13 protein-coding genes are annotated in these 12111 nt (G+C 62.1%); 9 read left to right on the top strand and 4 right to left on the bottom strand.

The features are described from left to right. Positions 1–620: 620 nt before the first annotated feature. From AVE30378_RS27280 to AVE30378_RS27310, 7 genes are all read left to right on the top strand, one after another. On the top strand, positions 621–1538 hold the full coding sequence (locus tag AVE30378_RS27280; protein WP_129245521.1) for a hypothetical protein: 918 nt from the start codon (positions 621–623) through the stop codon (positions 1536–1538). A 130-nt stretch (positions 1539–1668) separates the two neighbouring features. Further along, positions 1669–2145, top strand: coding sequence for a DUF6650 family protein (locus tag AVE30378_RS27285; protein ID WP_129245523.1), 477 nt, complete (start codon positions 1669–1671; stop codon positions 2143–2145). 573 nt (positions 2146–2718) lie between these two features. Then, positions 2719–3051, top strand: coding sequence for a hypothetical protein (locus AVE30378_RS27290; RefSeq protein WP_129245525.1), 333 nt, complete (start codon positions 2719–2721; stop codon positions 3049–3051). Positions 3052–3166: 115 nt separating this feature from the next. Next, positions 3167–3694, top strand: coding sequence for a sigma-70 family RNA polymerase sigma factor (locus AVE30378_RS27295; protein ID WP_129245527.1), 528 nt, complete (start codon positions 3167–3169; stop codon positions 3692–3694). Positions 3695–3767: 73 nt separating this feature from the next. Then, a complete protein-coding gene (locus tag AVE30378_RS27300; protein ID WP_244235163.1) occupies positions 3768–4766 on the top strand; it encodes a FecR domain-containing protein in 999 nt (332 codons plus the stop codon). A 180-nt stretch (positions 4767–4946) separates the two neighbouring features. Continuing rightward, positions 4947–7427 carry a TonB-dependent siderophore receptor gene (locus AVE30378_RS27305; protein WP_244235164.1) on the top strand — a complete coding sequence of 827 codons (2481 nt, stop codon included), beginning with the start codon at positions 4947–4949 and terminating at the stop codon, positions 7425–7427. 129 nt (positions 7428–7556) lie between these two features. Further along, entirely contained in the window at positions 7557–8630 is a 1074-nt protein-coding gene (locus AVE30378_RS27310; RefSeq protein ID WP_129245531.1) for a hypothetical protein, read from the top strand. A gap of 129 nt (positions 8631–8759) precedes the next feature. Here the strand turns inward: AVE30378_RS27310 and AVE30378_RS27315 are convergent, their stop codons facing one another. The 3 genes from AVE30378_RS27315 to AVE30378_RS27325 form a co-directional block, all read right to left on the bottom strand. Beyond that, the gene (locus AVE30378_RS27315) at positions 8760–9161 is read right to left on the bottom strand and encodes a hypothetical protein (RefSeq protein WP_425265797.1); all 402 of its coding nucleotides are present in this window, start codon (positions 9159–9161) and stop codon (positions 8760–8762) included. A gap of 36 nt (positions 9162–9197) precedes the next feature. Beyond that, complete coding sequence (locus tag AVE30378_RS27320; protein WP_129245534.1) at positions 9198–9572, bottom strand: glutaredoxin family protein; 375 nt, start codon at positions 9570–9572, stop codon at positions 9198–9200. A 170-nt stretch (positions 9573–9742) separates the two neighbouring features. Then, positions 9743–10294, bottom strand: coding sequence for a type 1 glutamine amidotransferase domain-containing protein (locus tag AVE30378_RS27325; RefSeq protein WP_088148307.1), 552 nt, complete (start codon positions 10292–10294; stop codon positions 9743–9745). A gap of 278 nt (positions 10295–10572) precedes the next feature. Here AVE30378_RS27325 and AVE30378_RS27330 point away from each other — a divergent pair, with 278 nt between their 5' ends. After that, complete coding sequence (locus AVE30378_RS27330; protein ID WP_129245536.1) at positions 10573–11235, top strand: hypothetical protein; 663 nt, start codon at positions 10573–10575, stop codon at positions 11233–11235. Positions 11236–11286: 51 nt separating this feature from the next. Further along, positions 11287–11730 carry a hypothetical protein gene (locus tag AVE30378_RS27335; protein ID WP_244235165.1) on the top strand — a complete coding sequence of 148 codons (444 nt, stop codon included), beginning with the start codon at positions 11287–11289 and terminating at the stop codon, positions 11728–11730. A gap of 71 nt (positions 11731–11801) precedes the next feature. Here the strand turns inward: AVE30378_RS27335 and AVE30378_RS27340 are convergent, their stop codons facing one another. Next, entirely contained in the window at positions 11802–11981 is a 180-nt protein-coding gene (locus tag AVE30378_RS27340) for a hypothetical protein (protein WP_062681491.1), read from the bottom strand. Positions 11982–12111 lie beyond the last annotated feature (130 nt).

Below are 12111 nucleotides of genomic sequence, written 5' to 3' on the forward strand. Positions count from 1 at the left end.
AGGTGCGGATTCGAGGCTTAATCTTTCGAGCAAAGTCCAAGCTTTGGGTGTCAGAACAAGCTGCTCGAATCCGCTGTGGTGATAGCTAATCACCACGGGGACCAAGATACAAGGGTGTCAGACCACAATTTCTCAGTTCCTAGGGAGAAAAATTGTAGTCTGACTCCTATCCCCCCATTGGAGTAGCGCGGCCCGGTCTTCGCAGGGACGCACAGAAAAACCCCGCGGACTACATTACCAGAATCGGCAGATCAATCGCCTCGCATATGAGCCACCAAGCCGTGATGCCGGTCTGGCGATCCGCCTACACAGCCAAGGCTCATACCGTGCTAGAAATCCGAATCCTAGAACCGGCGACCAAGGAAATCTCCACGTGTAGCGAGCTGGGAACGCCCACGTCCTCACCCTGGATAGCGTAGATAGCGCCTGGATGCGGCGAAAACTGCCAGCCATTCAACGGCATAGCCCATGACCAGGGTCGATTCGGGATATGGGAGGCTGGCAAGTTCATCGGTACACTATCTATCATTCGCAAGTAACAGATTTAGTTCTGCTCGTACGTGAAAACGGTCAGGAATGGATGGACAACCGCCATTCAATCGCCCTCGGAGATACCTGGAATGAAATTCGCAATTGATGTGCAAACCATGCACATTTATATGGGTAAAGACTCAGCGAATCGCACAATGCCTTTTGGTTCCACTGTCACGCAGGCGACGCCTGTGACGGGAGAATTCCAAGCGAACGACCTTCCCTCCAGTGGGGTGTTGAGTAATAAGCACTGGATCTTCCAGGAATTGTCGTTCGATCCCACGTCCAGATTGAGGCGCGGCAACCTGTATCAGCCAGAGACGCAAAAACCTTGGCCCGCGGACCAGATTATTGACCACCCGCCCCAGGAACTTACGTCGGTTCCGAAGGCGGATAGAGTGGATGAGTTTAGATTCCGTCGGACGGTATATCCCTACGAGCCGTGCCGGGAATTGATTAGATTGCCCAGATCCGGTATCGGCACGACATTGGCGCTCGGAACGGCTGAATCCTGGTCGTTATGGCGAGTCGTCCAGACGGAATTTTCGGTCGGTGGTGCGGTGCTGGTGACGTTGAAATCGCGCAGCTACTTAGGCGCGCTGCCAGATGTCGACCTGGGGAAAATCAATGTGGATTTCCATGCCGATGTCACGCGCGCCCTTGACCGAGCAGCAGACGCCGCGCATCGGGAATCCCCCGTTTCGGTGGTCGATCAATGCCGCAATGCCCTGGTAGTCTGCCTCGCCCGTTGGCTGGTACAGGAAAACGGGAAGCCGCACTCGGTGTTTACCGAGGATCTAGGCGAGCTGACAAAAAAGGTGTCTGAGGATAACTATTGCATCAAGACCATTGCCGGCCTGATCGCCCGCTTGCACGCGCGTGGCAAAGACAATGAGCGCGTTCGCCGTCAGAGCCGCACACCCGACGAGGACGACGCAGACCTCGCGGTGCAGAGCCTTGGGTTCGCGTTACGCGAGTTTGGATGGATCGCCACGAATGCGCCGTAATGCTATGTCTGACAGGAGGAATCGCATCCATCGTAATCTGCCGAGTGATGCTATTTAGCAGCCTACTCGAATCGAGTCTGTTTCTCAGCATGACTTTTTAGGTGTTATGCGTCTACCCAAGGAATGAATCTTGAAATTTGAACGAATCTATAAAAATATTACTGGCCTTGGTTGCCCCATATTCGGGATTCAGTGGAATGCTCCAACAATAGAAGCCGACGAAGCGCAGAAAATCGTCACTCTCCTTGAGGACAAGCGAGTTCTTTTCAATCCTATCGCTATGGAGGGTGTTAGCCATTGCGCTCAGAGCGTTATCAATATCAGATCTGAATTGACTAAAGCCCTACAAAATTTGCCGAGCGATTCCAATTTAGCAAAACAACTAAGGCAATTGAGAAAGGCGTGTCAAGAATTCAGTGGCAAGCTTGAAGCCCATCAGCTTATCCTGCTTGATCAACCTGTTCAAGTATCTATGCTTGAGCGAGCGCTTTTTAAATTACGACAGAAGTGTGGTCTCTCTTTGGCAGAAATAGCTGTTTCCTACGGTCTTAATGTTGATGACGGATTGGCTAGCATTATCCCTTTCAATAATCCCAGCAACATATAGAAAATGGTTAAATGCCTCTCACGTCATTCGCCGGATAGAAATCCATGCCTTTTCTTGCGGGCTAGATAGATTTATTGTCATGCGGCCGGCGGCTTTGGGTCGAGGCTGTGTGAAAACGTGGGCTGGTCAAAGACGCCTGCAATCTCGATCCCTCAGATCGCTACGGGATCGATTTTCGTGAGATTGGCAAGGGGTGAAGGATCCTCGAAATCGCAAGTAAATCGCGATTTCACACAGCCTCGGTCGATAGCAGATCTAGCCTTAACGAGAATTCGGCATCACTGTCGTCAAATTGTCTCCCTTAGCCGCTAAGGCTCCGCCATCGCCGTATACTCCCCTCACTACCCCACAACGGTAGCCCGGTTTGGAAGCCGGTAATGTCTTTGGCGGACAGCCGCCGCTTCGGCGGCATTTTCACGTCCGAACGCCTTTGCACGTCCCTATGGGCGGGCCTTGGCGAGGGTGCGTTCGCGCACGCCGGTTTCCAAAGACGCCGGTCTTCCAACCTTGCCTTGTGCCCGCCCACCCCATTTGGAAGTGGGGAGCAGGCCTAACTTGTCTTTGGAGCCTGTCATGCAATCCCACCCTCTCACCCAAAACCCCTGGTCCGTCGACTCTGACCCCGAGCGCGGCCTGGTCCCCCTTTCCCCTCTCTACCAAATCGACCGAGCCCGCTACGCCATCGCGGCCATGGCCCGCATGGTGGGCAACAGCGCGTCCGAGCCTGACGCGACCGGCGGGCAGCCGCTAGATGCATGGACGGTGGCGGCATTGATGGGCGGGGTGGAAGGCTTATGCGACCACCTGGGGACCTTGACAGACGCCATGCTGGAGCAGGCGCGGGCTTGCGGCGGGGATGCGGACCCTTGCGGCGTGTTGCACGACGCGCCGGCTTCGTTGCAGTAGGCGCCCGACCAACGCAAGACCCGCCCACACCGGCGGGCATGGGGGACGAACACCGGGCTTAGGCCGGTATTCGTCTGGATATAATAGAAACAATTCCCATTCCCAAAATATCCCCATGCCCGCCACCCCCAGCGCCAGTCCCGACGCCGGTATCGCGACGCTGTACCGCGATCATCATTCCTGGCTGCACGGCTGGCTGCGGCTGAAGCTGGGCGATGCGCATCGCGCGGCGGATCTGGCGCAGGACACGTTTGTGCGCCTGCTGTCGGCAAACTCCCCCTCCCCGTCTGACACCGCGCTGCGCGAGCCGCGGGCCTACCTGCGCACCATCGCCAACCGGTTGCTGGTGGACCACTGGCGGCGGCTGGAGATCGAGCGCAGTTATCTGGCGGTGTTGCAGACCTATCCGCAGAGCCATTGGCCCTCGGAAGAATCGCGGCTGTTGATTCTGGAGTCGCTGGAGCAGGTGGCGCAGATGCTGGGCCGGTTGAAGCCGGAGGTGCGCGAGGTGTTTCTGTTGGCGCAGATGGAGGGGCATACGTGCCCGCAGATTGCGCGGCAGGTGGGGAAGTCGGTGGCGACGGTGGAGCGTTATCTGGCGCAGGCGTTGCAGCACTGCTATCGGCTGGTCTATGGGGTTTGATCGGGCGGGCGTGTCGCCAGGGGCGCCAGGCGCCCGTGCGGAGGACGGTGCGGAGGGCGCGGCGGATCGGGCGGTGTTGGACGAGGCCATCCGTTGGCGCATCAAGCTGCAATACAACACGGCGGACGCGTCGGCGTGGCAGGCGTTCGATGCCTGGCTGCGGGCGCAGCCGGCACATGCGTTGGTGTGGGAGCGTTTGCAGGCGTTGGGCGCGCGTTTGCAGCGGCCGGCGGCGGAGATGCCGGGCGAGGCGGCGGCGCGGATTCTGCGGCAGACGGAGGCGGCGCAGGCGCGGCGGTCGCGCCGCAAGGCCTTGATGTCGCTGGGTGCGTTGGCGGCGGGCGGTTGGGTGGCGTGGCGGGCGGGGGAGGTGCCGGCGGTTCGGCAGGCGCTGGCCGATGTGTCCACGTCGCGGGGCGAGCGGCGTCGCGTCGCGCTGCCGGATGGCGGGACGCTGGTGCTGAATACGGAGACGGCGGTCGATATCGATTACGGCGGGCCGGCGCGGCGCATTCGTTTGCTGGCGGGCGAGGTGTATGTGATTTCGGGGCAAGACCCGTTGTCGCGGCCGCTGTTCGTGGAGACGCGCGACGGGCGGGCGCAGGCGCTGGGTACGCGGTATCGGGTGCGGCAGTGGGACGACGGCAGCGAGGTGGCGGTGGATGAAGGCGCGGTGGCGTTGCTGCCGCGCGATGGCGCGGGCGAGGCGGGCGCGACGTTGCGGGCCGGGGAGTCTGCGCGGATGACGCCGCAAGGCGTGCGGGCGCTTGCGCCGGTGGATGTGCGCGTGATGGATGGTGGGGCCTGGGTCGAGGGGGCTTTGTCGGTGCGCGATATGCCGCTGGACGCCTTCTTGCAGGAGCTGTCGCGTTATCACGGGGCGATTGAGTGTGACCCGGCGGTGGCGCGGTTGCCGGTGTCGGGGGTGTTCCAGTTGGACGATACGCGCAAGGTGCTGGCGCTGCTGCGCCAGATTCTGCCGGTGGAGCCGCAGGCGGGGCGCTTGTGGTGGGGCGGGCGGGTGACGCGGGTTCGGGCCCGCGCACGGGCGCCGGAACGGGCGCGGGGCTGAACAAACAAAAAATGCCCCCACGCTGCGCCTGCGGCTTGCTGCCCCCCGAGGGGGCGCTTTTTGTCTTGGGGCGGCCCGGCAACAAAAAAATCTGAGGGGATGAGCGAATTCGTTCGTCATACCGGTTGTAGCCGTGCGCACGGCCCAGCACCGACCGACCCTCATTGGAGTATCCCTTTCGTGAAGACCCATCGTCTCCGGGCCGCGACGCCGTCGTCCGGCGCGCGGGCTTGCTTGCGCGCTTGCCCCCAACCCTTCTTTACCGTGCTGCTGCCGTTGGCGGCGGCCTTGGCTGCCATGACGGCGCCGCCGCCCGCTTACGCCCAGGCCGCGCCGGCCACGGCGGCGCAGTCCGAATCTGCCCGCGTGTACGCGATTGCGCCGGGGCCGTTGAATGACGCGCTGGCCGCGCTTGCGCGGCAGGCGGGGATTTCTGTGGGGTATTCCTCGTCGCAGTTGAGCGGGGCGCGCAGCGCGGGCCTGAATGGCCAGTACGGCGTGGCAGAGGGCTTGCGCGCGCTGTTGGCGGGCACGGGCTATCGCGCGGTGAATGTGGACGGCGGCATCCGTGTGGAGGCCGAGCCGCCGTCCGCCACCAGCACGCTGGCGCCGGTGCTGGTGACGGGCGCCTATCATGCGCAGACGGAAGGCACGCAGTCCTACGGGTCCAGCATGGCGACCATCGGCAAGACCGAGCAGGCGCTGAAGGACATTCCGCAGTCGGTCACGGTGGTGACGCGCAAGCGCTTGGACGACCAGAACCTGTCGACGATCAGCGAGGTGCTGGAGAACACCACGGGCGTGACGATCAGCGAGGTGGCCGACGGCGGCCGCAATTTTTATTCTCGCGGGTTCAAAATCACGAATATCCAGTACGACGGCGTGCCGCTGTCGCGCAGTTTCTATGCGGTGGGCAATAGCTTTACCGGCAGCACGGCGTATCTGGACCGGGTGGAGGTGTTCCGCGGCGCGCAGGGCCTGTTCGAAGGCGCGGGGCAGCCGGGCGGTTCGGTGAACCTGGTGCGCAAGCGCCCTACCGCCGAGACGCAGGTGTTGATGGAGGCGCGCGCGGGCTCGTGGGATCACGTGGGCGGCATGCTGGATGCGGGCGGGGCCTTGAACGCGGATGGCAGCCTGCGGGCGCGGGCGGTGCTGGATCTGGATTCCAAGGGTTCGTTCATTGATGTGGTGAAGGAGCGCAACACCAATCTATACCTCGCGCTGGATTACGACCTGTCACCCAGCACGACGGTGGGCGCTGGCGTGTTGGTGTCGCGCCTGCGGTCTACGCCGTTCTTCGGCGGGCTGCCGCGTTATAGCGATGGCAGTTCGCTGGGGCTGAAGCGGTCGACGTTTCTGGGCGCGGACTGGAACCAGTGGGACCGGGACGAGACGCAGGTGTTTGCGGACCTGACGCATCGTTTCAACAGCGATTGGCGCGTGAACGTGGCGGCCACCTACGTGAAGGAGACGAGCCTGACCTCGGCGCTGGACGCGACGGGCGCGGTGGACCCGGTGACCTTGATGGGGCCGATGCGCAACGCGTGGAATTACGACAAGTCGGCGGAGCACATCGGTTTTGATGCGAATGTGAACGGCCGCTTCACGGTGCTGGGCATGGCGCAGGACCTGACGGTGGGCGTGAGCATGTCGCGGCTGACGTCGAAGGACCGCATCGAGTATGCCTCCAACTATCTGCCGTTGGACGTGTTCCACCCCGATCCGCACGTGCCCAAGCCAGACAGCTTTCCGGATTCTCAGCGCACGTCGCGCTATGAGCCGCATGTGCAGAAAGGCATCTATGCGCAGTTGCGCAGCAGCCTGACGGAAGACCTGACTTTGGTGTCGGGCGGGCGCTTCAGTTGGTTTGAAAGCCGCTACACCACGCAGGCCGCGACGTGGGACGATGTTAGTACCGCCAAGGCCAGCGCGGAGTTCACGCCCATGGTGGGGCTGGTCTACGCGCTGACGCCGCAGTGGTCGGCCTACGCCAGCTATGCGGATATCTTCGAGCCGCAAACGGCCACCACGCTGGACGGCAGCATCTTGAAGCCCATCGTCGGCGCGAACTACGAAGTGGGCGTGAAGGGCGAGCTGATGGACGGCAAGCTGAACACGTCGTTCGCCCTGTACCGCATCGACCAGAAGAACCGCGCGGTGCAGGACTACGAGGCGGGGCCGGTGTGCAACGGCGGGTATTGCTCACGCGCCGCGGGCAAGGTGCGCAGCCAGGGCTTCGAGACGGAGATGAGCGGCGAGCTGATGCGGGGCCTGCAAGTGGCGGCGGGCTATACCTTCAACAGCAACAAGTACCTGAGCGACCCAGACCGCGAAGGCCAGACTTTCAGCGAGGAAACCCCGCGGCACCTGTTGCGCCTGTGGAGCGAATACCGCTTGCCCGGCCAGTTGAACCGCCTGAGCGTGGGGGCGGGCGTGAATTGGCAGAGCGCGCTGACCAACAGCATCTCGAAGGTGCGCCGGCCGTCGTACAGCGTGTGGAATGCCCGGGTCGCGTATGACCTGACGTCGAACTGGACGGCGGCGTTGAACGTGAACAATCTGTTCGACAAGGTGTATTACGAGTACCCGGGCTATGTCGAGAACCGCAACAACTACGGCGCGCCGCGCAACATGATGCTGACGCTGCGCGGGCGGTTCTGATGCTTGCGCGGGCGGGGGGGCGGGGCCGACGCGATATCATGGCCTGGCCTATCCCCGCCGGGGTATTGCCTGGCTCTGCCGCTTGCAATGTCCCGTTCCTTCCCGCCTCGGACACAGGAACCCAGAACGATGCCGTTTTTCCCCCCGCTTGCCCGCGTCAGCCTGCTTGCCCTTTTCGCCCCGGCGTTGGCGCTTGCCCAGCCCGCCGAGCCGGATTTCGCCGCGCGCACCGCCGCGTTGGTGGAGCGCCATCGCGTGAATGTGGATGAATTGCTGGGCAACGCGCGGCAGGAGGGAATGGCGCTGCTGGTGATTCCAACCCTGAACCTGGACGCCGGGCCCCAACGCGACTTCGAGGATGATGCGACGCGCGACCGCTTTGTGCGTCAGCGCAGCACGTTCGTGCACTGGAACCACAAGACGGAAGAGGGCTACGCGATCAGCGCTGGCGCGGGGGACCACAAGCTGGATCCGACGGACCCCGGACTGCAGTTCCAGACGGTGCGCGGCAAGCTGCTGTATCAGGTGATTCCGGTGTGGCCGGGCGAATACCGGCTCAACCGCATCACCTATCATCAGCCCCGCACCGAGCTGCCCGTAACGGTGCCGCCCCAGAGCGCCATGGAGAGGCTGAAGAAGATCGGCATCGCGACGCTGGATTACGCGGTGGATCGCGAGTTCAAGATGGCCACGCCAAAATCGCCATCCGGGAAAGAAGACGAAGACGGCTTGGGCAAGGGTTGCGAGGTGCTGTTGCGGGTGGGTGGCGGTTGCGACGAAGCGGCGCGCGAGGTGCGCTGGCGGATCAACGGCGAGATCGCGTTCAATGCGGGCCAGGCCGATGCCGCGCCTGCGCCCGGCATCGAAGCCGAACTGCTTTTCGCGCCGATCGCGGCGATCACGCTCGTAGCGGGCGAGGCCGTGCTGACGGATGGTTTCGTGTTGCCCGTCGATCAGCCTGTCATGACGCCGGATTCGTGCGAAGACACGTCCCTCGGCCCCACCTGCACGATGGACTCGTTGACGTTGACGCGGTTGCCCGCCAGCCTGGACGATTTCCGGCAGGCGCCGGGGGCAGCCAGTTTCAATTTGCCCAAGCTGGATGCGGCGCTGCGCGACCTTACGTATCGGGCGCCCACGCTGTACTACACGCCGGCGTCCGAGGCCGAGCCGAACGTGATCCGGGCCGTGGACAGGAAGTAGGACCCGGCAGGAAACGATATGGACGCGAAGGAATTCGCCGCCAACTGGAATGCGAAAAAAGAGTCAGACTACAATTCCCCGCTGACTGATCGTTAACGCCGCCAGTCGATGGCGGCAGGCGGTGTCCGGTCAGCGCGGCTTCCAGTTCAGCCCGTCTTTCGAGCGATATTCAGGTGTGCCCGTGCAGCACCCGCCTGCGCCAAACGCCTGGCGTCCGATGAAGGCCGTGATGAAGCCTTTGCCTTCGGTAAGCGATTGGCTGATGCACGACGTGGGCAGCGGATAGAAATCCCCCTCCAATACCAGCGTCCAGCTCACATTCTCGCCTTCGGCCGCGTCCACCTTGTAGACCTTGCAGTTATTGACGAGCAAGTGAATGGGCTTGCCGGCCAGCACGCCTTTGAACTGGCGTTCCGGCGGCGTTTCGCGCGTGGCGATGGTTTCGGCGGTAAGTGTCGACCCGGGCGGCGGCGGAGGCAGCGAAGAATCGCAACTGGCCAGCGCGCCTGCCGCGCACAGCGTCAGGGTCATTCGGAGGGCAAGGCGCGTCATCTGCGCGTACTGCCGTCAGGCAACGTTGGCGAAGCGCTGTTCCAGGTAGGCGATGATGTCGCTGGACTCGTACATCCAGCGCGTGCCGCCCGCCTCTTCGATACGCAGGCAAGGCACCTTGACCTTGCCGCCACCTGCCAATAACGCTTCGCGCGCTTGCGGATCACGCTTGGCGTCATACAGCGCCACGGGCACGTTCAGCCGATGCATGGCACGTCGCGTCTTGACGCAAAACGGGCAGGCGTGAAATTGGTAGAGCGCAAGCGAGGCCGCCTCGCTGTTCACGGCGGCCTGGCCTTGCGGCGTACGCTTTTGAGGACGCGGGCGCGTAAGCGCGTCGCCCGCGACGATCAATTGGCCCAGGCCGACACGCAAGGCTTTAACAATCATGGATAGGGACTCGAAGAGGCAAAGGGAAGGAGCCAGTCTACTCTCTGTGGGTCCTCTACACTTGAACCCTCTGGGTTCTGCCCTCGCCAGACCTCATGCCCCCCGCCCGCGCCGCCCACCCCGCAAGGCGCCGGCATCGCCGCCGGCCCGCCGCCTGATGAGCCGGGCGCTTAACGCGTCGTCGACTGCAGCAATTCAATGAATGCGCGGCTGAAGGCGGGGATGTCGTCAGGCTTGCGGCTGGACACCAGCGATCCGTCGACCACGACTTCCTCATCGACCCACTGCGCGCCTGCGTTCACCAGGTCGTCGCGCAGCGACGGCCAACTGGTCAGCGTGCGGTTTTGCACGACGCCTGAAGAAATCAGCAGCCAGGCGCCATGGCAGATGACCGCCACGGGCTTGTCCGCCTTGAACATCGCGCGCACGAATTCCTGAGCCTTGGGCTGCATGCGGATTTCGTCGGCATTCACCACGCCGCCCGGCAGCAATAGCGCGTCGAACACCTCCGGTTCCGACGCGGCTTGTAAAAAAGTCATGTCCACGGGGAAGCGATCGCCGGGTTTGTCGTGGTGCATGCCCAGGATCGGATCAGTCTTGGCGGAAATCAGCACCGTGCGCGCGCCTGCTGCCTGAAGGCTGTCACGCGGGCCGGTCATCTCTACCTGTTCGAAGCCATCGACGGCCAGAATCGCCACATTTCGTTCCTTGAGGGTTGCCATGGTTGCTCCTTGATCATCGGGCTCCGGCGTATGCATACGCGGCGCGCCGGAACCCCACGCGCCGCTGCCGTCGTGCAGCAAGCGCCATGCCGTCGCAGGGCAAGGAGGCGTGCGGCGGCGCTGTCCCTGCGCGCGGGGACGGATGGGCGATGTGGATACCATCCCGGGCGGTGTGACGCCTTTTTATGGATTAATCCCGCTCGGATCACGTCATCCCGATATCAAATGTGGCGGCGGACGCTCGTTCGCACCCATTGCTGGAAAGACGAGGTACATGCATGCTGAACCGTCGATTTCCGTTGAAGATCCTGGCGGCCATGGGCGCCGTGGTGGCGATGGCAAGCGGCGTCGTTCACGCCCAGGCCAGCGGCCAGACTGGCGTCGCCGCGCCTGAGCCGGCGCCCCTGAGACGCTGCGAATGCCCATTCGCATCGAAGCAATACCTGGCGTACAGCATTGATGGCATGTGCACCGTACAAAGACACAGCAGCGGGCGCGAATGCGAATTCGGGTTCTCGGGTGTCGGGGCTAATCGTGCGGTCGTCAATGCGCTGCTTGGCCAGGAGGCATTTGATGCGCAGTTGCGAATTGCGTCCGAGATTTTTGCGCGCTACGTGGCGTTTGCGCAATCCGGCGATCCGGCTTCCTTAAGCGACAGCAAATTCATTGAAACCGCCTTGCCCGTTCTGAGTCGGGCCAGTCTGTTCCGCGAGGCCGTCGTTCATGCCGATTTGCCGGTCAAGCAGATGGACGCGGAAATCGGGGAATTCTCAAGAAAGTACAGCCTGGTTATTTCCGAGGTATTTCGCGGCAAGCAGGCGCCTCAGACAATCAAGTGGAGTCCCAACAGCCAGTTCGAGATCGGGCAAGGTTTCGTGCTGATGGATTTTCGTCAGCAGTCGCAATTGCTGGTCTTGTTCTTTACCCCTGCGAAACGGTGAGCAACCATGGATCTAAGCTGCGTGCGCGAATTACCCGGGTTGGATTTGACCATGCTGGTCCTGCTTGTCGTGCTGGGGCTGGGGTTCCTGGCGCTAGGGGTGTACTTGTTGCTCCGTCGAGGCGCCGGGCCGGACGATCCGCCGATAATTCTGTGGATTGATAAATATCGCTTGAGAGCGCCCGTCGGCTTTTTCCTCATATTGATGTCGCTGGTGCTGTGGTGGCTGGCATATACGCAGCTCAATCAGCGATTCCCTGCCGGAGGGGAGGCCTTTTCCGGGGCGCCCCGAACACTGGGCTCCATCGCGGAAGGCCTGCGCCGCAACTCAAACGCCGATATTCAATTGAAAGGTGACGTGGACACGGTCGTCATTGCGCAACCGGTCAGCGGCGCGTGTGTGACGGCGTTGCTGGATGACCTGTGCGACAAGTATCGCGGCACGTTGACGTGCAGCCGGCAGGGAAATAGACGCGTGATCGAGCGCAGCCGCTGATGCGCGCAGGGTGGAAAAGAGTCAGACTACAATTTCCCAGCCCATCATTGCCGAAATTGTAGTCTGACCCCTTACTGGGCTTTCATCTCCTCTTCCTTCTCTTTCTCCTTCTTCTCCTTTTTTTCTCCATCGTAGTGAGACTTGATGGCGAGAAACATGCCCGTGCCCAACACGAGGAGCTTGAACGTACCGAAGACGACAGGGACCCAAAAATTCATTATTTCCTCAAAACGCTGCTTCAGCAGCTTCATTTACGACTCGTGGGCCAGGCAAAGAGAAACGAACGATAGCGGTGTGGGCATGACTGCCGACATGGCAGTTCGATGCCTTTCGTTGGGACGGTAGCGTCAGCGTCGCGGCCTGCGCCGGGCAATACGCTCC

The sequence above is a fragment of the Achromobacter veterisilvae genome, assembly GCF_900496975.1.
GTDB lineage: Bacteria > Pseudomonadota > Gammaproteobacteria > Burkholderiales > Burkholderiaceae_B > Achromobacter > Achromobacter veterisilvae.